This window comes from Frigoribacterium sp. 2355 (assembly GCF_054060695.1).
The window spans coordinates 140,304-164,083 of sequence record NZ_JBSSDL010000001.1 but is presented as its reverse complement, the minus strand read 5'-3'; the positions used below and the strand labels follow the sequence as shown (position 1 = coordinate 164,083).

Sequence of the window (23,780 nt, the reverse complement as noted above, 5' to 3'; positions counted from 1 at the left end):
GCTTCGTCGTCGCGTCCCTCGCCGGGCACGCCGAGGGAGCGGCAGGCAGCTAGTCGCCGATGCGCTTCAGCGCACGCCAGGAGAGGGGCAGGGCCGCCGCCGCGATCAGCCACTTGGCGATCCCGCCCACGATGAACGGGTACAGACCGGCGGCGAGGACGCTCGGCAGGTCGTTCGGCAGGCCCAGTGATCCGAGCACGACGGCCAGGTAGGGGAGGCCCACGGCGAAGGGGATCAGGCTCGCGAGGAAGAACGCGGCGGCAGAACGCCACCATTGCTTGTCCCACTCGCGCTCGGAGAGCCAGCCGATGACGGCAGCCGCCACGACGAATCCGATGACGAAGCCGAAGCTCGGCTTGAGGACGCTGAGGGGACCGCCCGAGAACTCGGCGAAGATCGGCAGGCCGGCGACTCCCAGCACGAGGTAGGTGGCCAACGACAGCGCCCCTCGACGGGCCCCGAGGGAGGCGCCGACGAGCATGACGCCGAGCGTCTGTCCCGTGACGGGCACCGGCCAGAGCGGCACCTGGACCTGCGCGAGCGCCGAGACGACGGCGACTCCACCGAGGACGAGGGCCACGTCGGCGGCGGCGCCCCGGGCCACCAGACGGTCGGCGAGGACCGGCCGTGAGGTCGATGCGGCAGTGTTCGTCATGGGGACTCCTAGAATGGGTAGGTTGATCGGCCGAGCGGCTGGTCGGCAGCGCAGTGCTGCGACCCTCTCCACACGACGTCCCCATCTTATGGGCGGCCCCCTTCCGGGCCCCGTTGTGGACTCCTCACCAATCGATTGGACATCTGCTGTGCTCTCCGTGCACGATCTCGAGATCCGCGTCGGCGCGCGCCTCCTCATGGCCGACGTCTCGTTCCGGGTCGACCGGGGCGACAAGATCGGCCTCGTCGGCCGCAACGGCGCCGGCAAGACGACCATGACCAAGACGCTGGCCGGCGAGACCCTCCCGACGGGCGGCAAGATCGAGCGCTCCGGCGAGATCGGCTACCTGCCGCAGGACCCCCGCAGCGGCAACCCCGAGGACCTCGCCCGGACGCGCATCCTCGACGCCCGAGGTCTCGGCCAGTTGCTGCTCGGCATCCAGGAAGCGACCCTGGCCATGGGCGACCCCGACCCCGCCGTCGCCGCCCGCGCCATGAAGCGCTACGGCGACCTCGACGACCAGTTCAACGCGCTCGGCGGGTACGCGGCCGAGGCCGAGGCGGCGTCCATCGCGAGCAACCTCAGCCTGCCCGACCGCATCCTCGACCAGCCCCTGTCGACGTTGTCGGGTGGTCAGCGCCGGCGCATCGAGCTGGCCCGCATCCTCTTCTCGGCCGCCGACACGATGATCCTCGACGAGCCGACGAACCACCTCGACGCCGATTCGGTCGTCTGGCTGCGCGAGTACCTGAAGACCTACCAGGGCGGCGTCATCGTGATCAGCCACGACATCGAACTCGTCGAGGAGGTCGTCAACCGCGTCTTCTACCTGGACGCCAATCGACAGGCGATCGACGTCTACAACATGGGTTGGCGGAACTACCAGCGACAGCGCGCCGCCGACGAGGAGCGCCGCAAGAAAGAGCGCTCGAACGCCGAGAAGCAGGCCTCGGCCCTGCAGAAGCAGGCGGCCCGGTTCGGCGCCAAGGCGTCCAAGGCCGCTGCGGCCCACCAGATGGTGGCACGGGCCGAGAAGCTCCTCTCCGGCCTCGACGAGGTCCGCGCGGTCGACCGCGTGGCGAAGCTGCGCTTCCCGACGCCGGTCGCGTGTGGCAAGACGCCGCTGATGGCCTCGAACCTCTCGAAGAGCTACGGTTCCCTCGAGATCTTCACGGCCGTGGACCTCGCCATCGACCGCGGCTCGAAGGTCGTCATCCTGGGCCTGAACGGTGCGGGCAAGACGACGCTGCTCCGCATCCTCGCCGGGGTCGACGCTCCCGACACCGGGCAGCTCGAACCGGGCCACGGGTTGCGGGTCGGCTACTACGCCCAGGAGCACGAGACGATCGACGTCAAGCGCAGCGTCCTCGAGAACATGGTGTCCTCCTCTCCGAACATCACCGAGATGGAGGCGCGACGCGTGTTGGGCTCGTTCCTCTTCACGGGCGACGACTCGGCGAAGCCGGCCGGCGTGCTGTCCGGAGGCGAGAAGACCCGACTGGCGCTGGCCATGATCGTCGTCTCGGGGGCGAACGTCCTGCTGCTCGACGAGCCCACCAACAACCTCGACCCCGCGAGCCGACTCGAGATCCTCGACGCCCTGAGCAACTACGAGGGGGCCGTCGTCCTGGTGAGCCACGACGAGGGTGCCGTCGAGGCCCTGAACCCCGAGCGAGTGCTGATCATGCCCGAGGGCACCGAGGACCACTGGACCCCGGACTACTCCGACCTGATCAACCTCGCCTGACCCGGGCACCGGCCCAAGCCCCAGGCCCCAGGCCCCGGGTGCCGTAGGGCCCCGGTCCACCCGGGCCCGGCCGGCGGTCCGGTCAGCGGTGGGCGCCGTCCAGGATCTCGTCCTCGACGTCGTTGTCGTGGCGGGGTCGGGCGTCACGACGGCGCTGGCGTTCTGCCTCGCGTTCGACGAGTTCGTCGTCGTCCGCGTTCTGGTTGCGGTACTCCTGGCGGAACACGTAGAACAGGAACCCGAAGGCACCGACCGCGAACATGAGCCACTGGACGAAGTACGACAGGTTCAGACCGGTGTCGATCTCGGGCTTCGAGGACGGCACGGGTGCCGTGGCCGGCGCGGGGCTCTCGCTGACGACCAGACCGTAGGCGCTCGAGTAGACGGGCTGCCCGACTCGCGATTCGACCTCGCTGAGTTGGATGGTCGCGATCTGGTTCGTCCCGGGGACGCCCGTGCGGTCGCCCAGTGCCGGCTCGCCCGGCTTCAGGCGTGCGACCACGGTGACGTCGCCCGAAGGAGGCGCGGGCACGACGTCGGGGGAGTCCTGGGCGTTGCCGGTGGGTACCCAACCGCGGTCCACCACGAAGACGTCGCCCTGGGTGGTGCGGAACGGGACGAGGACCTCGAAGCCGGGTTGGCCGTTGAGCGGACGGTTGCGGACCAGCAACTCGTCGTCGGTGAGGTAGCGCCCCGTCATCTCGACCGGTTGCCACTCCTGGGCCGCGTCGTAGGACGACAGTTCGGGCAGGGCCTGGTGGAGGGGGACCGGGTCGGCGTCGTAGGTCTGCTCGAGCTGGTGCACGACCGCGAGCTTCTCGTCGTGTCGGGACCACTGCCAGTGCGCGAGGAACACGCAGATGATCGCGAACGCGACGGCGACGGCGAGGTAGCCCAGCCATCTGCGTGAGAGGGCGAAACGGATGTTCGTCACCGCGCCTCCGTTCCGACCTGTTCGACGACCTCTGACACCCCCGTCACGACGACCGGGAAGTCACGTGCCGCGAGGAACTCGCGCAGGAAGTCGACGTGCTCGTCGCATGCCGACCACACCTTGACCCGGTCGATGCCGTGGATCTTGGGGTTGCGCCAGTGGACATTATGCCGTGCCTCGGCTCGACAGGAGGCGCGAGAACACTGGACGCCGACGGGATCGAGACCGAGCATCAGGCGGTGGGCCGATCGTGGTCGGGCTCGCCGGGGACGTCGTCGGACGGGTCGGCGGGGCCCGCAGGACCGGCGTCGCCGTCGACCACCGTCGGTCGGAACGGCGCCTGGGGCTCGCGGTACAGCTCGATGCCACCGGGGCTCTCGACCGCGTCGCCGGACTCGTGACCGACGTTGGCGAACACCACGGCGATGTACGGGATGACGACGGCACCGATGACGGGCAACAACGTCCACCACCCGAGGGGGAAGACGAAGCACAGGGCGATGCAGACCAACCTGATGCCCATCGCCACCAGGTACTTGACCATGCGGGAGTGCCGGTCGTCGGTGGGGGAGGGGGGCAGGGACGTGATCGTGTTCGAGGCCTTCACGGGGCACACCTCGATGTCGGGAGGAGGGTGGACGCACCACGGACGGGTGCCGGATCGATCTCGGGGACCAGACGTCCATGGGACCGCCTCGATCCTAAGACCCGGGTCCGACAGTAGGCTGGTCGGCGGCCTGCCGATCACAGGTTCGCCGTGAGTCCGCCGCACCGAGCGGTGGCCGTCGAGATCGCCCCCGAGGAGACCACCCATGACCACGCCCCGCACCGTCCTCGTCACCGGCGGCAACCGAGGCATCGGCTTCGCCATCGCGGAGGAGTTCGTCGCCCAGGGACACCGCGTCGCCGTCACCGCCCGGAGCGGTCAGGGCCCCGAGGGCACGCTGACCGTCGTCGCCGACGTCACCGACGCCGCCTCGATCGACGCGGCCTTCAGCACCGTCGAGGCCGAGCTCGGCCCGGTCGAGGTCGTCGTGGCCAACGCCGGGATCACGAAGGACGGTCTGCTCATGCGCATGACCGAGGACGACTTCACCTCGGTCGTCGACACGAACCTCGGTGGGGCCTTCCGCGTCGTGAAGCGGGCGTCCAAGGGCATGCTCAAGGCCCGGTTCGGCCGCATCGTGCTCGTGTCGAGCGTGGTCGGCCTCTACGGCGGACCGGGTCAGGCCAACTACGCGGCCTCGAAGGCGGGCCTCGTCGGCTTCGCCCGCTCCCTGACCCGCGAGCTCGGTGCCCGCGGCATCACCGCCAACGTGGTGGCCCCCGGCTTCGTCGAGACCGACATGACCGCCGTCCTGCCCGAGGCTCAGCAGGCCGAGTACAAGAAGAGCATCCCCGCCGGCCGGTACGGCACGACGGCCGAGGTCGCGAAGACGATCACGTGGCTCGCGGGCGACGACGCCGCCTACATCTCGGGTGCCGTGATCCCCGTCGACGGCGGCCTCGGCATGGGCCACTAGGCCCACCGGGCAGGAGGCGCGGGTCGACCACCGACGGGCGCCCGCCCCGTCCGGTGGCTCAGCCCCGGAGCCCGAGCAGGGGCAGCACCTGGGACAGGTCGTTCGTCCCGACGACCACGTCGGCTCGCTCCCGGACCCGCGGCTTGGCGTTGAACGCCACCGAGAGCCCTGCCACGGCCATCATCTCGAGGTCGTTGGCCCCGTCGCCGACCGCGACGGTGTGCGCGAGGTCGACCCGCGCCTCCTCGGCCCATCCGCGCAGCGCGGCGGCCTTGGCGTGCGCGTCGATCACGGGACCGGAGACCCGTCCGGTCAGCCTGCCCCCACGGAGCTCGAGGCGGTTGGCCCGGCGGAAGTCGAGCCCCAGGTCGTCCGCGAGCGGGTCGAGGGTCTCGTGGAACCCACCGGACACGACGCCCACCAGACCGTCGGCGGCATGGACGCCGTCGACGAGTTCACGGACGCCGCGGGTCGGCGTGAGGTGCGCTCGGACCTCGGCGAGGACCGACTCGGGCAGACCCTCGAGGGTCGCGACGCGCTCGGCGAGACTCGCGGCGAAGTCCAGCTCGCCGGCCATGGCCCGGGAGGTCACGTCCTCGACGTGCGCCCGGGAGCCGGCCGCGTCGGCGAGGAGTTCGATGACCTCGTCCTCGATGAGGGTGGAGTCGACGTCGAGGACGATGAGGAAACGCGGCACGCCGACAGCCTAGGGCCGCCGACGCACCGCGCCGCTCGTGTGACTCCGGGCGTCTACTGGTCGACCCGGACGCCCTTGCCGACCACCGTGATGCCGGAGGGCGTGACCGTGAACCCGCGGGCCCGGTCGGCCTCGGGATCGACGCCGACGGACGCGCCAGCCGCGATGACGACGTCCTTGTCGAGGATCGCCCGGTTGACGACGGCGTTCGGGCCGACGTGGGCCCGCTCGAAGACCACGGAGTCGACGACCCGCGAGCCGCTGTCGAGGGTGCACCATGGCCCCAGGACGCTGCGCTCCACGTGCGCTCCCGAGAGCAACGAGCCGAGCGACACGATCGAGTCGATCGTCGTGCCGAGGTTGCCGTGGCCGTCGCGGACGAACTTCGCGGGGGGCGAGTTGAGCTGCTGGCTGAAGATCGGCCAGGCGGTGTTGTAGAGGTTGAAGATCGGCAGGGCCGAGATCAGGTCGCGGTGCGCGTCGTAGAACGAGTCGATGGTGCCGACGTCGCGCCAGTAGTAGCGGTCGCGCTCGGTCGACCCGGGCACCTCGTTGCGGTTGAGGTCGTACACCGCCGCGTCGCCCCGGGAGACGAAGTCGGGGACGATGTCCCCGCCCATGTCGTGGTTGGAGTCGGGCTTCTCGCCGTCGCGCAGCACGGCGTCGATCAGGACGTCCGCGTCGAAGACGTAGTTGCCCATCGACGCGAGGATCTCGTCGGGGGAGTCCGGCAGGCCCGTGGCGTCGGTCGGCTTCTCGAGGAACCGGCCGATGCGGGTCGGGTCGTCCGAGTCGACCTCGATCACGCCGAACTGGTCGGCCAGCGAGATGGGCTGACGGATGGCGGCGACGGTGACCCCGGCGCCCGAGGCGATGTGCGCCTCGATCATCTGCGAGAAGTCCATGCGGTAGACGTGGTCGGCACCCACCACGACGACGATGTCGGGCTTCTCGTCACGCAGGAGGTTCAGGCTCTGCAGGATCGCGTCGGCGCTGCCGGCGAACCATCGCTTGCCGAGCCGCTGCTGGGCCGGGACCGAGGCGACGTAGGCACCCAGCAGGCCCTCGATGCTCCAGGTCTGCGACACGTGGCGGTCGAGGCTGTGCGACTTGTACTGGGTCAGGACGACGATCTGCCGGAGACCCGAGTTGATCAGGTTCGACAGGGCGAAGTCGATGAGACGGTAGTTGCCACCGAACGGGACAGCGGGTTTCGCGCGGTCGGCGGTCAGCGGCATCAGGCGTTTGCCCTCGCCACCAGCCAGGACGATGCCGAAGATCTTCTTTGATGCCATGGGGCCAGAATGGCACGATTCGCGGTCGCACGACTACGGTGAACCACGTGCGAGTCGATGTCATCACCAAGGAATACCCGCCCAACGTCTACGGGGGAGCGGGCGTCCACGTCGTCGAACTCGTCAAGGCCCTGCGTCAGGGCGTCGAGGTGCAGGTCCGGGCCTTCGGCGAGGTCGACCCCGAACCCGACACGACCGGGTACCCCGACCTGCCCCAGCTCGACCAGGCCAACGCCACGCTGCGCACCCTCGGCGTGGACGTCAGCATGGCCCAGGACGTGGCCGGAGCCGACGTCGTCCACAGCCACACCTGGTACGCGAACGCGGCCGGCCAGTTGGCCCAGATGTTGCACGGGGTCCCGCACGTCCTGACGGCCCACAGCCTCGAACCGCTCCGACCCTGGAAGGCCGAACAGCTCGGAGGCGGTTACCGCGTCTCGAGCTGGATCGAGCGTCAGGCCTACGAGACCGCCGACCGCGTCATCGCGGTCAGCGACGGGATGCGCCGCGACATCCTGCGCTCCTACCCGTCGATCGACGAGTCGAAGGTCCAGGTCGTCTACAACGGGATCGACCTCGAGGGCTGGAAGCGCGTCGACGACGCCGAGCTGGTCCGCAGCCTGGGCATCGATCCCGACCGCCCCTCCGTCGTCTTCGTCGGTCGCATCACCCGCCAGAAGGGCCTGCCGTACCTGCTGCGCGCGGCCAAGCTGCTGCCGGCCGACGTGCAGCTCGTGCTCTGCGCCGGCGCGCCGGACACCCCCGAGATCATGGCCGAGGTCACGGGTCTCGTCCGAGAGCTGCAAGAGGAGCGCACCGGTGTCGTGTGGATCGACACCGTACTGCCCCGTCACCAGCTCAGTGCGGTGCTGAGCGCCGCCACCACCTTCGTCTGCCCCTCGGTGTACGAACCCCTCGGCATCGTCAACCTCGAGGCGATGGCCTGCGGCGTTCCCGTCGTCGGGTCCGACACGGGCGGCATCCCCGAGGTCGTCGCGGACGGTCTGACGGGCCGGATCGTGCCCCTCGACCAGGTGCAGGACGGCACCGGCACCCCGGTCGACCCCGACCGCTTCGTGGCCGACCTGGCGGCCACCCTCACCGAGGTCGTCTCCGACCCGGCACTCGCCCGCCTCATGGGACGAGCCGGCCGCATGAGGGCCGAAGAAGAGTTCTCGTGGTCGCGGATCGCCGAGCAGACGCTGGGGATCTACGAGGGCCTGCTCAACTAGGCTGAGGACCATGCCTACCGTCCTGCAGCTCACCGATGTCTCGATCGTCCGAGGCGGCACAGCCGTCGTCGACAAACTGACCTGGACGGTCGACTCCGACGAGCGCTGGGTCGTGCTCGGCCCGAACGGTGCCGGCAAGACGAGCCTGCTGCAGGTCGCCGCCGCTCAGAGCCACCCGTCCTCGGGCGAGGCCAGCATCCTCGGCTCCGACCTCGGCTCCGTCGACCTGTTCGACCTGCGGCCACGCATCGGCTTCGCCTCGACGGCCATCGCCCGGCGCATCCCGGCGAAGGAGAAGGTCGTCGACGTCGTCCTGACGGCCGCCTACTCGGTCACCGGCCGCTGGAACGAAGAGTACGAGGGCGTCGACGTCCGTCGGGCGCACCGCGTGCTCGACGAGTGGAAGCTCGACCACCTCTCGGACCGTACCTTCGGCGAGCTGAGCGACGGCGAGCAGAAGCGCGTCCAGATCGCCCGCTCGGTCATGACCGACCCCGAGTTGCTGCTGCTCGACGAGCCGGCCGCGAGCCTCGACCTCGGCGCCCGCGAAGAGCTGCTGCAGATGCTCTCGGGCTACGCCTCGTCCGAGGGCGCTCCGGCCATCGTCATGGTGACCCATCACGTCGAGGAGATCCCCAAGGGATTCACGCACGCCCTGCTGCTCGACCACGGCTCCGTCGTGGCCGCCGGTCCGCTCGACGAGGTCATCACGGCCGAGACCCTCGGCGCCACGTTCGGCGTCGAACTGCGGGTCGAGTCCGACGGGGGCCGGTACTCGGCCCGCGCCGCCGGCTGAGCCGCGCCTCCTACGATCCGGGCCGCCGGTCTGGTATCGTTGACAGCTGGCCCGCAGCGATGCTGCACGTGCCTCCTGAACTCACCATCATCACTCGTTCGCTAGACCTAGGACAATCATGAAGACCGACATCCACCCCGAGTACAAGCAGATCGTCTTCCGGGACCTCGCGTCGGGCGCCACGTTCCTCACGCGCTCCACGACGACCAGCGACAAGACCATCGAGCTCGACGGTGAGACCTACCCGGTCATCGACGTCGAGATCTCGTCCGAGTCGCACCCGTTCTACACGGGCAAGCAGCGCATCCTCGACTCGGCCGGTCGCGTCGAGAAGTTCAACTCGCGCTACAAGAACTTCGGCAAGTAGGCAACAGCCCACACGCACGAAAGAGGCGGTCCACTTCGGCGGGCCGCCTCTTTCGTGCGCCCGGGTGAGGGTGCCCGACCGAGAGGGTGGACGCTGACATGACACCGCACCGCAGGAGGCCCGGGCGAGCCCAGGAGGCGCGGTGAGCCCAGGAGGCGCGGTGGGGCGTTCGTGCTCAGGCGAACGGCAGGGGGCGGTGCGGCCAGTCACCGTGAGCGGTGAAGGTGGGGTCTTTCGCACGGCGCATGTACTGCTGGAAGCTCTCGGCCTGGGTCGAGCACCACCCGACCTGGAGGTCGTGCAACTCGGTCACGGGCACGTCGAGGCGATCGGGATACCGCTTGGCCATCGCCTGGGCGACACGGCCGGCGGCGATCGCGTCGGCTCCGGCGTCGTGGGCGTCGTCGAGCGAGACGCCGTAGACGGCCGCGGCGGCCTCGAGGGTGCGTTTGCCCTTGCGGTAGGTGTCGACGGCCTTGTCGATGACGAGCGGATCGACGACGCAGCCGATCTCGCCCACCTCGCCGAGAGGTTCGACACCGTGGCGGCGGGCCTCACGGTCGAGCAGCGTGAGGTCGTAGGGCGCGTTGTAGACGACCAACGGCACGCCGCGAGCGAAGACGGCACGGATGGCCGCGACGATCTCGGCCACGACCTCGGCGGCCGGTCGCCCCTCGGCTCGGGCCCGCTCGGTCGAGATGCCGTGGACGGCGCTGGCCTGTTCGGGGATCTCGACGCCCGGATCGGCCAACCACTCGCCGTGCGCGACCGTCGCACCGGTGGCGTCGATCAGGCCGACGTGCGCGGTGACGATGCGGGCCGTCTCGACGTCGATGCCCGTCGTCTCGAGGTCGAAGACGCCGAGGGCCTGCCACCAGGCGGCCGGCGGCTCGCCCACGGCCGCGAGGTCGGGGGCGGTGCCGGTCGTGTCGGTGTCAGTCACTCTGTGAGCTTAGGAGGCGCCACCGACAGCGGGTGCCGCCGCCACGGGGACGTCGCCGACGTGCAGCCAGAAGAACGCCTGCGTGCCGAGGGTCAGGGTGACCTTGCCCTCGTCGTCGAACGAGGGGAACTGCGCTCCGCCGAAGAGGTCGACCAACGTGCGCCCGGCGAACTGCGGGGCCACGATGTCGACCGAGGTCGGGTTGTGACCGAACGAGAAGACGCAGAGGATGTCCTCGGCCGAGTCGCCGAACTGCGTGCCGGCCCCCTCGTAGGACCGGACGAACGACAGGACGGACTCCTGGTTCGTCTCGAGCACCTCGAGGGTGCCGAGGCCGAAGGTCGGGTGGGCCTTGCGCACGTGGATGACGTTGCGGACCCAGTGCAGCAGCGACCGCGACTGCGCCAGCTGGCTCTCGACGTTGACCAGGTTGTAGTTGTAGACGAGCGACTGGACGACGGGCAGGAAGAGCTTGCCCGGGTCGGCGGTCGAGAAGCCGGCGTTGCGGTCGGGCGTCCACTGCATCGGCGTGCGGGACGAGTCGCGGTCCGGCAGCCAGATGTTGTCGCCCATGCCGATCTCGTCGCCGTAGTACAGGAACGGACTGCCCGGCAGCGAGAAGAGCAGCGCGTGGACGAGTTCGAGTTCGGCGCGCGAGTTGTCGAGCAGAGGAGCGAGGCGACGACGGATGCCGATGTTCGAGCGCATGCGGGGGTCGTACGCGTACCAGCCGTACATCGCCTGCCGGTACTCCTCGCTGACCATCTCGAGGGTGAGCTCGTCGTGGTTGCGGAGGAAGACGGCCCAGGCCGCGCCCGGGGGCACTTCGGTCGTCTCGGAGAGGATGCGCTTGAGCTCGTCGGCGCTCTGGGCGCGCAGCGAGTAGAAGATGCGGGGCATGACCGGGAAGTCGAAGGCCATGTGGCACTCCGGCTCGTCCTCGGTGCCGAAGAACGCCGCCGTCTCGGCGGGCCACTGGTTCGCCTCGGCGATGAGCACGCGACCCGGGAACTCCTCGTCGACCATGGCGCGCAGACGCTTGATGAACTCGTGCGTGGCCGGTTCGCCCTCGCCGTTGCCCTCTTCGGTCTCGAAGAGGTACGGGATCGCGTCGAGGCGGAGCCCGTCGACACCCATCGCCAGCCAGTGACGGACGACGTCGAAGACCGCTTCCTGGACGGCGGGGTTCTCGAAGTTGAGGTCGGGCTGGTGCGAGAAGAAGCGGTGGAAGAAGAACTGACGACGCACCGGGTCGAACGTCCAGTTCGACTCTTCGGTGTCGACGAAGATGACGCGGATGTTCGAGTACTCGTCGTCGGTGTCGCGCCAGACGTAGAAGTCGCCGTAGGGGCCCTCGGGGTCTTCGCGGCTCTGCTGGAACCACTCGTGCTGGTCGCTGGTGTGGTTCAGCACCATGTCGATGACGATGCGCATGTTGCGCTCGTGCGACTTCGTGACCAGGTCGCGGAACTCGTCGAGTGTGCCGAACTCGGGCAGGATCGCCTTGTAGTCCTGGATGTCGTACCCGCCGTCGCGCAGGGGCGACTGGAAGAACGGCGGCAGCCAGAGGGCGTCGACGCCGAGCCACTGCAGGTAGTCGAGGCGGGTGAGCAGACCCTGGAGGTCGCCCGCCCCGTCCCCGTTGCTGTCGACGAACGACCGCACCATCACCTCGTAGAACACCGCGCGGCGGTGCCAGTTGGGGTCGAGGGTCAGTCCGGGCTGCTGGATCGGGGCAGTGAAGCTCACCCGCCCACCCTACGGGCGCGCGCCCCGGGACGCGCACTCCGACCAGCGCGTCGCTCGTAGACTCGGGCTCGTGATCGTCCGACCCCCGCGCGTGAAGTCGCCCTACCGTGCCCGCCTCGACGCCCGACCGGTGCGCGACGACGCCGTCGAGGTCGCCGGCAGCCTCACCCGCTACTGGACGTACGAGCCGCCCGAGGGGCAGGAGGCGCGGGTCACCGTCGTCGCGGTGCACGGCTTCCGGGGCGATCACCACGGTCTCGAACCGGTCGTGGCGCACCTCGACCACGTGAGGGTGGTCATGCCCGACCTGCCGGGCTTCGGCGAGTCGACCCCGCTCGACGGCGAGCACAGCGTCGCGGCGTACGCGCGCTGGCTGACCGCGTTCGTGGCGACCCTCTCGCTCGGTGACGACGTCGTGGTGCTGGGGCACTCGTTCGGCTCGATCGTCACGGCGGCCGCGGTGGCCGACGGGCTCCGCGCCTCCCGGTTGCTCCTGGTCAACCCGATCGCCGCCCCCGCCCTGCAGGGCCCTCGCGGCGTGGTCACGCGCCTGGCCGTCTTCTACTACTGGGCCGGCGCGGCCCTGCCCGAACGCGCCGGTCAGCAGGTGCTGCAGAACGCGGCCGTGACGAGGTTCACCAGCCTCGCCATGGTCAAGACCCACGACCGGGCCCTGCGCCGGTGGATCCACGACCAGCACGACAGCTACTTCTCGAGGTTCTCGGACCGTCGCGTGGTGCTCGACGCGTTCCGAGCATCGGTCTCGAGCGACGTGAGCACGTACGCCGCCCGCGTCACCGTCCCCACCCTGCTCGTAGCCGCCGACCGCGACGACATCACCGCCCTGCCCGCCCAGCACCGACTGCAGGCGCTCTTCCCCGACGCCACGCTCGACGTGATCGAGGGCGTGGGCCACCTGATCCACTACGAGAAGCCGCGCCAGGCCGCCGCCGCGATCGAGGCCTTCGTCCGATGAAGATCGTCGTCGACTGCCGCTACGTCCGCGTCGGACGCCACGACGGCATCAGCCGCTTCAGCGCCGGCGTGGTGTCGGCGCTGGCCGAGCGCCACGAGGTGACGATGCTGGTCAGCGACCCCCGCCAGCTCCACGCGTTGCCCGACGCACCCCACCTGCTCGTCAGCGCGCCCACGAGCGTCCTCGAGCCGCTCGTGGCCCGGCAGGTGAACGCGCTGCGCCCCGACGTCGTCTGGTCGCCCATGCAGACCATGGGTTCCGCCGGACGCCGGTACCCGCTCGTCCTGACCCTGCACGACCTGATCTACTACACGAACCGCACGCCGCCACCCGAGTTCGCCTGGCCGATCAAGCTGCTCTGGCGGCTGTACCACCTGGCCTGGTGGCCGCAGCGGGTGCTCCTGAACCGGGCCGACGCCGTCGTCACCGTGAGCCGCACGACGCGGGACGAGATGCGTCGCCACCGTCTGACCCGGCGTCCCGTGACGGTGGTGTACAACGCGGCCGACCCGGTCGACCCCGTCGATCCCCGCACCGCGCCGGTGAGCCGCGACCTCGTCTACATGGGGTCGTTCATGCCGTACAAGAACGTGGCCGCGCTGGCCAGGGCACTGCCGTTGCTCGACGGGTACCGACTGCACCTGATGAGCCGGGTGTCCGGGGCCGAGCGCGCCTCCTTGACGGCCCTGGCACCCGCCGGGTCGTTGGTCTTCCACGACGGGGCGAGCGACGACGAGTACCGCGAGACCCTGCTGGGGGCGACGGCCGTCGTGACGGCCTCGCGTGCCGAGGGCTTCGGCATCCCGCTCGTCGAGGGCATGGCCCTCGGCACGCCGGCCGTGGTCAGCGACATCCCGATCTTCCGCGAGATCGGCGGAGACGCGGCGCTCTACTTCGACCCGTCGTCGCCCGCGTCGATCGCCGCCGCCGTCCGACGACTCGAGGGCGAGTGGGAGGCGCGCTCGGCCGCGTCGGTCGAGCAGGCCGCCCGGTTCAGCTGGCGTGATTCGGCCGACGTGCTGCTGCGCCTGCTGGCCGACGTCGCCGCAGCGGGCGGCCACCGGCGTCGACGCCCGGGACGCTGACCCACCGGCGGCCGGGACGCTGACCCGTCGGCGGCCGGGGCCGGCGGCTCAGGCCGGTTCGGCCGCGTCGCGCTCGAGGGGGTTCTGGTACTCGAACGAGTAGGTGCCGGCACGTTCGGACTCGACCTCGATCGGGTCGTCGAACTCCCGCAGCGTCAGGGCGTCGCCCGTGAACTCGAACGAGTGGACGGACCCGTTGCGGATGGGCACGCCCAGGTGCGCGTCGGTGTCGGGGGAGACGTGGTTCACGACCGCCCTGATGACCGCGCCGTGCGTCGCGACGACCACGGACGAGCCGTCGCCGTGCCGTGCCGCGATCGCGGCGAGGGCGGGCAGCACCCGTGCGACGAGGGCCCCGCGGCTCTCACGACCGGGCACCGGGGTGCCGTGGGGGAACCGTGCCTCGACCTGCTCGCCGGTCAGTCCTTCGGCGTCGCCGTAGCGACGCTCGGCGACCTCGGGGACGAGCTCGGGCGCGGCCAGGCCCAGGCGCTCGGCGATGATGGACCCGGTCTCGGCCGCGCGCGACAGAGGGCTGGCGACGACGGCGTCGAACCGACGCCGGGCGAGCAGGTCGCCGGTCTCTCGGGCCTGCGACCGACCGAGGTCGTTCAGGGGGATGTCGGTGGAGCCCTGGATGCGCCGGGCGCGGTTCCAGTCGGTCTCGCCGTGGCGGACCAGGTACAAGAGCGTCATCGTTCCTCCGGTGGGCACGGCCCGGGGGTCAGGCGCCCAGGTGCTCGGCCAGGGCCGCCAGGGTCTCCGACGTGCCGGCGTCCAGCTTAACCGTGGCCCGCGAGTCGCCCTTGGTGACGCCGCGGTTCAGGACGACCACGGGCAGCTTGCGGCGCGTCGCCTGGTCGAGCAGGCGGATGCCGCTGTTGACGACGAGCGAGGAGCCGGCGACGAGCAGCGCCTCGGCGCCGACGACCATCGAGCGCGCCTCGGCGAACCGCTCGGTGGGCACGAACTCGCCGAAGAACACGACGTCGGGTTTGAGCAGGCCGCCGCACACCGTGCAGGTCGGCACGACGAACGCGTCGATGTCGTGCACCTCGACGTCGCCGTCCGGGGCGAGCCGCACCTGGTCGGGCTCGTCGATCCAGGGGTTCTCGGCGGCGAGGCGGGCCGCCACCATGTCGCGGGCGAACGCCTGCCCGCAGGTGAGGCAGACGACGCGGTCGACGGTGCCGTGCAGGTCGACGACCCGGCGCGACCCGGCGCGGACGTGCAGGTTGTCGACGTTCTGGGTGATGACGCCGTTCGTGACGCCGGCGGCCTCGAGCCGGGCCAGCGCCCGGTGCCCCTCGTTGGGCCCGGCGGCACGGAAGGACTTCCAGCCGAGGTGGCTGCCGGCCCAGTAGCGCTTGCGGTAGCTCTCGCTCGAGAGGAACTGCTGGAAGGTCATGGGGTTGCGGGGCGGAGCGCCCTCGCCCCGGTAGTCGGGGATGCCCGAGTCGGTGCTGACCCCCGCCCCGGTGAGCACGGCCACGCGGCGCCCGCGGAGGGCCTCGACCGCGGCCTCGAGGGCCTGCTCGTCGGTGGGGGCCGCGGGGGCGTTCGACACGGGTGGGGCTCCTTCGGGTGCGGTGACGCTAGCCTAAACGCGTCCCCCTCCGATTCGATTCCAGCGGTCGCCCGTCCGCCGGGGCCGTCCCCCGTGGAGCACCGTGCACGTCACCCGCATCACCGACCTCGACCACGAGGCACTCGCCGACTACAACCGGCTCACCGACGTCGCCCTGCGGCGCGTGTCCGAGCCGGAGGGCGGCCTCTACATCGCCGAGTCGACCAAGGTCATCGAGCGGGCGCTGCGGGCGGGCCACGTGCCCCGGTCGGTGCTGATGACCGACCGGTGGTTGCCCGACATCGAACCCCTCGTGGCCGACCACGAGGGCGAGATCTTCGTCGGCGACGCGGCCCTGCTCGAGACGCTGACCGGCTACCACCTGCACCGGGGGGCCCTCGCCGCCATGCACCGTCCCGAGCTGCCGACGGTCGAGTCGGTGCTCGACGGCGCGCGGCGCGTCGTCGTGCTCGAGGACATCGTCGACCACACGAACGTGGGCGCGATCTTCCGGGCCGTCGCCGGCCTGGGGGCGGACGCCGTCCTGATCACCCCGCGCTGCGCCGACCCGCTCTACCGGCGCAGCGTCCGCGTCAGCATGGGCACCGTGCTGCAGGTCCCGTGGACGCGCCTCCCCGAGTGGCCGGCCGGTGCCGGGCTGCTCCGCGAGGCGGGGTTCGAGGTGGCCGCCCTGGCGCTGAGCGACGACGCGGTGACCCTCGACGCCTACGCGACCGCGCCTCCGGACCGCGTCGCCCTGCTGCTCGGCACCGAGGGCGACGGGCTCAGCCGGGCCGCCCTGCGGGCCGCCGACACGGTGGTGACCATCCCGATGCTGCACGGCGTCGACAGCCTCAACGTGGCCGCCGCCTCGGCCGTGGCCCTCTGGGCCCTGCGTCTGCCGGCGGACGGGTCGGCGGCGGTCGCGTGACCGGTCGCGTGACCGGAGTCGACGGGCGTCGTCGACCCGGCGTGGTCCGGAGGCGCGTGGGCGTGGTCGCGCTGCTCGCCCTGGTCGTCGCGGTCGGCGGCTACGTCCCCCTGGCACTGCTCAGCCCGCTGGCGCCCGCCGCGGCGGACGTCGCCTCGTACGCCGCACCGGCCGAGGAGGCTCCCGACCTGACCTTCCCCGCCTACGGCGCGACGGCGGTCGAGGCGATCGGCTGGGACGACAGCCTGACGACGAGCGGCGACGAACGACCCCGTCCGATCGCGAGCATCAGCAAGGTGGTCACGGCCCTCGTCGTCCTCGACGAGAAACCCCTCGACGGCGGTGACGGCCCGTCCCTCACCTTCGGCCCGGCCGAGGCGGCCCTGGTCGACGCGTACCGCGCACGGAACGGCAAGGTGGCACCGATGGCGGCCGGGCAGGTCCTCACCGAGCGGCAGGTGCTCGAGGTCATGCTGATCGAGTCCGCCAACAACTACGCCGAGGTGCTGGCCAGGTGGGCGTTCGGCAGCGACCAGGCCTTCGTCGACGCGGCGCGGTCCTGGCTCGACGGCCACGGCCTCTCGTCGACCACGCTCGTCGAACCCACCGGGTTGTCGCCGCAGAACACGAGCACCTCGACCGACCTGATCGCACTCGGCCGACTGGCCCTGGCCGACCCCGACGTCGCCCGCACGGTCGGCACGGCGACGACGTCCGTGCCCGGCATCGGCGAGATCAGCAACAGCAACGAACTGCTCGGGCTGGACGGCGTCGTCGGCATCAAGACGGGGACGCTCGACGAGGCCGGCGCCTGCCTGCTGTTCGCGGCGGACTACACGATCGGCGGGCGACGGGTCACGGTCGTGGGCGCCATGCTCGGCGGCGTCGACCACGACCAGCTGGACCGCGACGTGCAGGCCCTGCTCGCGAGCGTCGCGGAGGGCTTCCGGACCATCACGCTGACCAGCCGCGGCGACGCCTTCGCCGACTATGAACTGCCCTGGGGCGACGAGGCCCGAGCGGTGGCCGCGGAGGACGCCACCGTCCTCGTCTGGGGCGACGAGACCGTGCAGGCGTCGGTCGAGACCGACGACGTGGGCGCGGCCCCGGTCGGGACGCGCGTGGGCGACGTCACCTTCACCGTCGACGGAGAACGGCACGTCGTGCCCCTCGAACTCGACGCGGGCATCGGCGAGCCGGGCGCCTGGTGGCGCTTGACGCATCCCGACGAGGTGTTCTGACCCGAGCGTCAGTCGTCGGTGCGGTGGACCACGGTGACGGCGTCCGGTCGCTTGGCCCGGACCAGGTCGCCCGACGACTGGTGCCGGATGCGCCGTACCACCCAGGGCACGAGGTACTCGCGGGCCCAGCCCATGTCGTCGGCCCGTGCGCTGCGCCAGGGGCGACGCTCGAGCGGCTCGGGCTCGTAGGGCGCGAGGTCGTTCTCGACCGCGAGGGCCTGCAGGACCATCCGCGCGATCGTGTGGTGGCCGAGAGGACTGAAGTGCAACCGGTCGGGCGCCCACATCCGTGGGTCGACGAGCTGACGCAACGCCCACATGTCCGCGACCACCGCGTCGTGTCTCAGCGCGATGGCATGGACGTGCTCGTTGTAGATCGCGACCTTTCCGCGGAGACGACCGAGGACCGGGGTGAGGCCGATGTCGGGCCCGGTGAAGACCACGACCGTGGCACCGTCGGACCGCAGTCGTGCGACCAACCCCTCGAAGCCCGCGGCGACCTCGTCGGGGTCGGTGCCGGGACGGATGATGTCGTTGCCCCCGGCCGACACCGAGATGAGGTCGGGCCGCAGGGCGAGCGCGGCCTCGGACTGCTCGTCGATGATCTGCTTCAGCAGGCGGCCCCGCACGGCGAGGTTGGCGTACGCGAAGTCCTCGGTCGAGGAGCCCAGCACCTCGGCGACGCGGTCGGCCCAGCCCCGGTGCCCCCCGGGGGAGCGCTCCTCGGGGTCGCCGATCCCCTCGGTGAACGAGTCGCCGAGGGCGACGTAACGGGACCACGGGTGTTGCTGACTCATGCCACCAAACTACTCTCGACGCGTGCCCGCACCGAAGCCCGCCCCTCCGTCCGACCCGACCCGCGCCTCCTGGTCGCCCGGCGAGCTGCTGCCCGACGAGCTGCTCGAGCGCTTCCGCGGGCGGGCCGCCGACCACGACCGCGAGAACACGTTCCCCCACGACGACCTCGCCGAGCTGCGCGAGCGCGGCTACCTGAGGGCGTTCGTCCCGGAGCACCGAGGAGGCGCGGGTCTCGGACTCGAGCAGGTCGCGTCCCTGCAGTCACGCCTCGCGGCGGCGGCCCCGGCCACGGCGCTGGCGGTCAACATGCACCTGGTCTGGACCGGGTGCGCGGCCGTTCTGCACGCGCGGGGCGACGACTCGCTCGACCTCGTCCTCGAGGACGCCGCGCACGACGAGGTCTTCGCCTTCGGGGTGAGCGAGCCCGGCAACGACCTCGTCCTGTCCGACTCGGTGACGTCGGCCGAACCCACGGGCGACGGCGGCTACCGGTTCACCGGCACCAAGGTCTCCACGTCGCTCTCGCCGGTCTGGACGCGCCTCGGCGTCTTCGGACGGGACGACTCCGACCCGGAGGTGCCGGCCCTCGTCCACGGGTTCGTGCGCCGCGAGCAGCCGGGCCACGCCTCGCTCGAGGACTGGGACACCATCGGCATGCGCGCGACGCAGAGCCACACGACCCGGCTGACCGGGGTCGAGGTGCCCGCCTCACGCATCGTCCGTCGACTGCCCGTCGGCCCGAGCGCCGACCCGTTCGTCTTCGCGGTCTTCGCCGTCTTCGAGACGACCGTGGCCGCCGTGTACCGGGGCATCGCCCGCCGGGCCCTCGAGCTCGCCGTCGAGTCGGCACTCGGGACCACCTCGCGGCGTGCCGGGGGAGCGGCCAGGGCGCTCGACCCCGTCGTCCGCTGGCGCGTCGCCGACGCCGGACTGGCGGTCGACGGACTCGAGCCGCAGGTCGACCGGGTGGCCCGCGACGTCGACGAACTCGTCGACCACGGGGCCGACTGGCCGCGGCTCGTCGTCGGGCTCAAGACGCGCGCCACCGGGACGGCCCGCGCGGTGGTCGAGCAGGCGGTCACGGTGGCCGGGGGGTCCTCGTACAAGTCGTCCTCCGAGCTCGGGCGCCTGCAACGGGACGTCCTCGCCGGACGCTTCCACCCGTCGAACACCGACTCGGCGCACGCGACGATCGCGGCGGCGCTCCTCGGACCGGGTTCCTGACGGGTCGACGCACGCGGCCGCACCGGGGGCTTCACCCCGGGCGACGACGATGTCGGTGGCGCGTGTGAGGATGCTCCGGTGAGCAAACAAGACGGCAGCGGGCGGATCGTCACGACGGTGCCGACCGACGACGCGACCGCGCCGATCTTCCACGTCGACATGGACGCCTTCTTCGCGTCCGTCGAGTTGCTCGACCACCCCGAGCTCCGGGGCCGACCCGTGGTCATCGGGCACCGCTCCGACCGGTCGGTCGTCACGGCCGCCACCTACGAGGCCCGCAAGTACGGCGTCAACTCGGCGATGCCCATGGCGATCGCACTGCGTCGCTGCCCGCAGGCCGTCGTGCTCGAACCGCACTTCGAGAAGTACCAGCACTGGTCCTCACGAGTCATGTCGATGTTCGACGACGTCACGCCGCTGGTCGAACGCCTCGGCATCGACGAGGCGTTCCTCGACGTCAGCGGGTCGATCCGCCTGATGGGTTCGCCGTTCGAGATCGCCACGGCACTGCGTCGTCGGGTCCACGCCGAGACCGGGCTGCACTGCAGCATCGGGGCCGCGTCGACCAAGTTCGTCGCCAAACTCGCGTCGAGCGTCGCCAAGCCCGACGGGCTCCTGCTCGTACCGCACCGCCACACCCTGGCCTTCTTGCACCCGCGGCCGATCAGCGCGCTCTGGGGCGTGGGCGGCAAGACCGAACAGGTGCTGCTCGACCGCGGCCTGCGAACGGTCGGCGACGTCGCCTCGGCCCCTCTCGACATGCTCGTCCGCGCGGTCGGGCCGGCCGCGGGCGCGAAGCTGCACGACCTGGCGTGGGGTCGCGATCCCCGCAGCGTCCACACCGAGACGGCCGAGAAGAGCGTCGGCAACGAGAACACGTTCGGCACCGACGTCGTCGACCCCGTCGTCGTCCGACGTGAACTCCTCCGCCTGAGCGACAAGGTCGGCACCCGTCTGCGGGCCGCAGGCGTGAGCGGTCGCACGGTCGTGCTCAAGTTGCGGACGACCGACTTCGTGACGATCACGCGGTCCCGGACGCTCGCCGACCCGACCGACCTCGGGCGACGCATCTACGACGAGGTCGTGTCCCTCTACGAGGCCACGGGCAAGCAGCACGAACGAATCCGGCTCGTCGGCGTGCGCGTCGAGCAGCTCAGCGAGGGGACGGGCGGTGACTCGCTCGGCCTGTGGGACGACGACGCCGATTGGCGCGAGGCGGAGTCGACCATGGACGCCCTCCGGGCCAAGTTCGGCTCGGCCATGCTGACGCCGGCCTCGCTGCTCGGCACCTCGCGGCGTCGACCCGGCACCTCCGGTCGAGATGCGGGTGCCGCGTCCGTCGACGACGCCGGTCGAGGGTAAACTCGGTTCGAGTGAGCACCGCCAACGCATCCGACCCCGCCGGGGGTGAGCAGCACCTCGACGGCCTCTCGTCCGACCCTCTCGACGTCGGCGTCTCGGCAGGCAACTCGGCCGCCGAACACCTCTCGCCCGCGTTCCCCGAGCGGGCCGCCTGGGGCACCGCCAGCAAGTTGCGCGCGTGGCAGGCCGACGCCCTCGAGCTCTACTTCTCGACGATGCCGAGGGACTTCCTCGCGGCGGCCACACCGGGCGCCGGCAAGACGACGTTCGCCCTCCGCCTCGCCACCGAACTCCTGTCCCGCGGCGAGGTCGACCGCGTCGTGGTCGTCGCCCCCACCGAGCACCTGAAGCGCCAGTGGGCCGACGCCGCCGACCGGGTCAACCTCCGCCTCGATCCGATGTTCAAGAACGCCGACGGCACCTTCGGACGGCACTACCACGGCATCGCCGTCACCTACGCCCAGGTCGGCATGAAGCCCGAGGTGCACAAGGCCATCACGACGGCCGGTCGAACCCTCGTCATCCTCGACGAGGTGCACCACGGCGGCGACGCGCTCAGTTGGGGCGACGGCATCCGGGAGGCCTACACCGGGGCCACCCGCCGTCTTTCGCTGACGGGCACCCCGTTCCGGTCCGACACGGCTCCGATCCCGTTCGTGCAGTACGCCCCGGACGAGCACGGCATCCGCACCTCGAGGGCCGACTACTCCTACGGCTACGGCCGTGCCCTCGCCGACGGGGTGGTGCGACCCGTCCTCTTCATGGCGTACGCCGGTCAGATGCGCTGGCGCACCCGGATGGGCGACGAGATGAGCGCGTCCCTCGGCGAAGCCGTGACGAAGGACATCACGGCCCAGGCCTGGCGTACGGCGCTGTCGCCGCAGGGCGATTGGATCCCAGCCGTGCTCTCGGCGGCCGACAAGCGCCTCACCGAGGTGCGCCGGGGCGTGCCCGACGCGGGCGGTCTCGTCATCGCCACCGACCACACCGCGGCTCGGCAGTACGCAGCCGTGTTGCAGAAGCTCACGGGTGAACGCCCCACCGTCGTCCTGAGCGACGAGAAGGCCGCCTCCGACCGCATCCAGGCCTTCTCCGACGGCGACAGCCGCTGGATGGTCGCGGTCCGGATGGTCTCCGAGGGCGTCGACGTCCCGCGTCTCGCCGTCGGCGTGTACGCCACCTCGGCTTCGACGCCGCTCTTCTTCGCCCAGGTCGTGGGACGGTTCGTCCGAGCCCGCCGACGGGGCGAGACCGCGTCGATCTTCCTGCCGAGCGTGCCCAGCCTGATGGCCCTGGCCAACCAGCTCGAACTGCAGCGCGACCACGCGCTCGACCGACCCACCGACGCCGACGACGGCCTGTTCGCCCCCGAAGAAGACATGATGGCCGCGGCCAACCGCGACGAGAAGGCGTCGAGCCTCCTCGAGCAGCAACCGTTCGAGGCCCTGGACTCGCAGGCCTCGTTCGACCGGGTGCTCTACGACGGCGGCGAGTTCGGCACCGGAGGCGAGATCGGCAGCCTCGAAGAACTCGACTTCATCGGCATCCCCGGTCTGCTCGAGCCCGACCAGGTCCGCGACCTGCTGCGGCAGCGGCAGGCCACCCAGGCGCGACGGGCTCCGAAGACCGGGTTGCCCACGACCGCTCCGGTCGACGAGGCCCGACCCCTCTACCAGACCATCAAAGAGCAGCGGCAAGAGCTCAGCCGGCTCGTGTCGATCTGGTCGCGGCACTCGAACGAACCGCACGGGCTGATCCACGCGGACCTCAGGCGCATCAGCGGGGGCCCGTCCGTCGCTCAGGCCAGCACCGAACAGATCCAGAAGCGAATCGACGTGTTGCGCGGCCGCCTCGGCCAGCGCGCCTGACCCGGGTACGATCGACCGATGCTCGACGAGAACGTCCCCGACCGGTGGACCGTGCGCGCCGACCCCGAGGGGGCACCCGAGGCGGTCGTCGAGCGCTTCGGCGGCGGCTACCGACTGAGCCGGTGGAGCCCGACCGACGCCGAGCCGGCCCGCCTGGGCGTCTACACGTCCCCCGAGCTCGCCGAGACCGCCTGGTGGCGACTCGTCGACCGCGAGCGGGGTCAGGGCAGGCGGACGATGTCGACCAGGCGGACGGGCCTCGAGGACGCCTGAGGGACGCCGTCCGGGGCCGGGCGCACCCTAGTGCCCCCGCTCGGGACGAGCGCCGAGACACCCTCGTCGCCGCACAGCAGCACCGGTCGGACCTCGAAGGGCCGTCCTCGCCCGAGCGCCCGGAGGCCGTCACCCCACCGGCGGTCCGAGGGACGGGGCGACGCGGCGCCGACCCTCTCGAGGACGAACACCACGGTCGCGGCGCCGAACTCGGTGGCGACGGCGGCCAGGGCATCGCCGTAGTGGTCGAGGGCGGCGGTGTCGGGCACCTCGGGGATGCCCTCGAGGGGCACCATGAGAGGGAGGGGGACGTCGTCGTCGTCGAAGAACAACGTCCAGAGCTGGCGACGCACCGCCGACGGGACGATGGCCTCGACGTGGCGGACGAGGTCGTCGACGTCCTGGACGGGCGCGTGCGGATCGGGGACGCGTCCGGGATCGGACGTGGTGAAGGCTGCGACCGGGTCGGCGGGAGGGCGGTCGAGGGTGGTGTCGAGGACCGAGGTGAGTGTCATGG

25 protein-coding genes are annotated in these 23,780 nt (G+C 71.2%); 13 read left to right on the top strand and 12 right to left on the bottom strand.

Going from position 1 to position 23,780, the window contains the following annotated elements; genetic code table 11:
• Positions 1 to 49: 49 nt before the first annotated feature.
• Positions 50 to 655, bottom strand: coding sequence for a biotin transporter BioY (locus ACVJ1F_RS00815; protein WP_456884165.1), 606 nt, complete (start codon positions 653 to 655; stop codon positions 50 to 52).
• Positions 656 to 803: 148 nt separating this feature from the next.
• On the opposite strand from ACVJ1F_RS00815, the gene ACVJ1F_RS00810 reads away from it, so the two are divergent.
• Positions 804 to 2,402 carry an ABC-F family ATP-binding cassette domain-containing protein gene (locus tag ACVJ1F_RS00810; RefSeq protein WP_056045204.1) on the top strand — a complete coding sequence of 533 codons (1,599 nt, stop codon included), beginning with the start codon at positions 804 to 806 and terminating at the stop codon, positions 2,400 to 2,402.
• 82 nt (positions 2,403 to 2,484) lie between these two features.
• Here ACVJ1F_RS00810 and ACVJ1F_RS00805 read toward each other — a convergent pair whose 3' ends face one another.
• Genes ACVJ1F_RS00805 through ACVJ1F_RS00795 form a run of 3 tightly spaced genes read right to left on the bottom strand, consistent with a single transcriptional unit; the run spans position 2,485 to position 3,943 of the window.
• Positions 2,485 to 3,336: an SURF1 family cytochrome oxidase biogenesis protein gene (locus ACVJ1F_RS00805; protein WP_123570068.1), complete on the bottom strand. Its 852-nt coding sequence runs from the start codon at positions 3,334 to 3,336 to the stop codon at positions 2,485 to 2,487.
• Entirely contained in the window at positions 3,333 to 3,569 is a 237-nt protein-coding gene (locus ACVJ1F_RS00800) for a hypothetical protein (RefSeq protein WP_056045199.1), read from the bottom strand. Before ACVJ1F_RS00800 ends, ACVJ1F_RS00805 begins: the two co-directional genes overlap by 4 nt.
• Entirely contained in the window at positions 3,569 to 3,943 is a 375-nt protein-coding gene (locus tag ACVJ1F_RS00795) for a DUF3099 domain-containing protein (protein WP_456884163.1), read from the bottom strand. The genes ACVJ1F_RS00800 and ACVJ1F_RS00795 overlap by 1 nt, the downstream gene beginning before the upstream one ends.
• Before the next feature lie 205 nt (positions 3,944 to 4,148).
• Between ACVJ1F_RS00795 and fabG the strand changes: the two genes are divergently transcribed.
• Positions 4,149 to 4,859, top strand: coding sequence for a 3-oxoacyl-ACP reductase FabG (gene fabG, locus ACVJ1F_RS00790; protein ID WP_056045191.1), 711 nt, complete (start codon positions 4,149 to 4,151; stop codon positions 4,857 to 4,859).
• A gap of 58 nt (positions 4,860 to 4,917) precedes the next feature.
• On the opposite strand, the gene serB is transcribed toward fabG, so the two are convergent.
• Together serB and ACVJ1F_RS00780 are read right to left on the bottom strand one after the other, a co-directional pair.
• Positions 4,918 to 5,556, bottom strand: a complete 639-nt coding sequence (gene serB, locus ACVJ1F_RS00785; protein WP_402751620.1) for a phosphoserine phosphatase SerB — start codon at positions 5,554 to 5,556, stop codon at positions 4,918 to 4,920.
• A 53-nt stretch (positions 5,557 to 5,609) separates the two neighbouring features.
• A complete protein-coding gene (locus ACVJ1F_RS00780) occupies positions 5,610 to 6,851 on the bottom strand; it encodes a glucose-1-phosphate adenylyltransferase (RefSeq protein WP_173150847.1) in 1,242 nt (413 codons plus the stop codon).
• A gap of 47 nt (positions 6,852 to 6,898) precedes the next feature.
• Between ACVJ1F_RS00780 and glgA the strand changes: the two genes are divergently transcribed.
• From glgA to ACVJ1F_RS00765, 3 genes are all read left to right on the top strand, one after another.
• Positions 6,899 to 8,083, top strand: coding sequence for a glycogen synthase (gene glgA / locus ACVJ1F_RS00775; RefSeq protein ID WP_056047422.1), 1,185 nt, complete (start codon positions 6,899 to 6,901; stop codon positions 8,081 to 8,083).
• A 10-nt stretch (positions 8,084 to 8,093) separates the two neighbouring features.
• Entirely contained in the window at positions 8,094 to 8,879 is a 786-nt protein-coding gene (locus tag ACVJ1F_RS00770) for an ABC transporter ATP-binding protein (RefSeq protein ID WP_056045184.1), read from the top strand.
• A gap of 118 nt (positions 8,880 to 8,997) precedes the next feature.
• Positions 8,998 to 9,246 (top strand): type B 50S ribosomal protein L31, encoded by a 249-nt coding sequence (locus ACVJ1F_RS00765; RefSeq protein WP_043594989.1) that lies wholly within the window; start codon positions 8,998 to 9,000, stop codon positions 9,244 to 9,246.
• A 175-nt stretch (positions 9,247 to 9,421) separates the two neighbouring features.
• Here ACVJ1F_RS00765 and ACVJ1F_RS00760 read toward each other — a convergent pair whose 3' ends face one another.
• Entirely contained in the window at positions 9,422 to 10,144 is a 723-nt protein-coding gene (locus tag ACVJ1F_RS00760) for a 3'-5' exonuclease (protein ID WP_052505248.1), read from the bottom strand.
• Positions 10,145 to 10,198: 54 nt separating this feature from the next.
• Positions 10,199 to 11,938 (bottom strand): maltose alpha-D-glucosyltransferase, encoded by a 1,740-nt coding sequence (treS, locus tag ACVJ1F_RS00755; RefSeq protein ID WP_056045180.1) that lies wholly within the window; start codon positions 11,936 to 11,938, stop codon positions 10,199 to 10,201.
• A 70-nt stretch (positions 11,939 to 12,008) separates the two neighbouring features.
• On the opposite strand from treS, the gene ACVJ1F_RS00750 reads away from it, so the two are divergent.
• Entirely contained in the window at positions 12,009 to 12,914 is a 906-nt protein-coding gene (locus ACVJ1F_RS00750) for an alpha/beta fold hydrolase (protein ID WP_456884159.1), read from the top strand.
• Positions 12,911 to 13,999 (top strand): glycosyltransferase family 4 protein, encoded by a 1,089-nt coding sequence (locus ACVJ1F_RS00745; RefSeq protein ID WP_456884157.1) that lies wholly within the window; start codon positions 12,911 to 12,913, stop codon positions 13,997 to 13,999. Before ACVJ1F_RS00750 ends, ACVJ1F_RS00745 begins: the two co-directional genes overlap by 4 nt.
• Before the next feature lie 48 nt (positions 14,000 to 14,047).
• Here the strand turns inward: ACVJ1F_RS00745 and ACVJ1F_RS00740 are convergent, their stop codons facing one another.
• Together ACVJ1F_RS00740 and ACVJ1F_RS00735 are read right to left on the bottom strand one after the other, a co-directional pair.
• A complete protein-coding gene (locus ACVJ1F_RS00740) occupies positions 14,048 to 14,695 on the bottom strand; it encodes a histidine phosphatase family protein (protein WP_200412180.1) in 648 nt (215 codons plus the stop codon).
• Between the two features lie 28 nt (positions 14,696 to 14,723).
• Complete coding sequence (locus ACVJ1F_RS00735; RefSeq protein WP_056045171.1) at positions 14,724 to 15,566, bottom strand: NAD-dependent protein deacetylase; 843 nt, start codon at positions 15,564 to 15,566, stop codon at positions 14,724 to 14,726.
• 103 nt (positions 15,567 to 15,669) lie between these two features.
• Here ACVJ1F_RS00735 and ACVJ1F_RS00730 point away from each other — a divergent pair, with 103 nt between their 5' ends.
• Complete coding sequence (locus ACVJ1F_RS00730; protein WP_456884155.1) at positions 15,670 to 16,497, top strand: TrmH family RNA methyltransferase; 828 nt, start codon at positions 15,670 to 15,672, stop codon at positions 16,495 to 16,497.
• An 8-nt stretch (positions 16,498 to 16,505) separates the two neighbouring features.
• Positions 16,506 to 17,738: a D-alanyl-D-alanine carboxypeptidase family protein gene (locus tag ACVJ1F_RS00725; RefSeq protein WP_158612832.1), complete on the top strand. Its 1,233-nt coding sequence runs from the start codon at positions 16,506 to 16,508 to the stop codon at positions 17,736 to 17,738.
• An 8-nt stretch (positions 17,739 to 17,746) separates the two neighbouring features.
• On the opposite strand, the gene ACVJ1F_RS00720 is transcribed toward ACVJ1F_RS00725, so the two are convergent.
• Entirely contained in the window at positions 17,747 to 18,535 is a 789-nt protein-coding gene (locus tag ACVJ1F_RS00720) for an SGNH/GDSL hydrolase family protein (protein WP_456884153.1), read from the bottom strand.
• 22 nt (positions 18,536 to 18,557) lie between these two features.
• Here ACVJ1F_RS00720 and ACVJ1F_RS00715 point away from each other — a divergent pair, with 22 nt between their 5' ends.
• From ACVJ1F_RS00715 to ACVJ1F_RS00700, 4 genes are all read left to right on the top strand, one after another.
• On the top strand, positions 18,558 to 19,760 hold the full coding sequence (locus ACVJ1F_RS00715; protein WP_456884152.1) for an acyl-CoA dehydrogenase family protein: 1,203 nt from the start codon (positions 18,558 to 18,560) through the stop codon (positions 19,758 to 19,760).
• Positions 19,761 to 19,838: 78 nt separating this feature from the next.
• On the top strand, positions 19,839 to 21,122 hold the full coding sequence (gene dinB / locus ACVJ1F_RS00710) for a DNA polymerase IV (protein ID WP_456884151.1): 1,284 nt from the start codon (positions 19,839 to 19,841) through the stop codon (positions 21,120 to 21,122).
• An 11-nt stretch (positions 21,123 to 21,133) separates the two neighbouring features.
• Positions 21,134 to 22,990: a DEAD/DEAH box helicase gene (locus tag ACVJ1F_RS00705; protein WP_056045156.1), complete on the top strand. Its 1,857-nt coding sequence runs from the start codon at positions 21,134 to 21,136 to the stop codon at positions 22,988 to 22,990.
• 18 nt (positions 22,991 to 23,008) lie between these two features.
• Positions 23,009 to 23,263 (top strand): hypothetical protein, encoded by a 255-nt coding sequence (locus ACVJ1F_RS00700; protein WP_056045153.1) that lies wholly within the window; start codon positions 23,009 to 23,011, stop codon positions 23,261 to 23,263.
• On the opposite strand, the gene ACVJ1F_RS00695 is transcribed toward ACVJ1F_RS00700, so the two are convergent.
• On the bottom strand, positions 23,212 to 23,778 hold the full coding sequence (locus tag ACVJ1F_RS00695; RefSeq protein WP_456884150.1) for a hypothetical protein: 567 nt from the start codon (positions 23,776 to 23,778) through the stop codon (positions 23,212 to 23,214). The genes ACVJ1F_RS00700 and ACVJ1F_RS00695 overlap by 52 nt on opposite strands.
• Between the last annotated feature and the right edge of the window lie 2 nt (positions 23,779 to 23,780).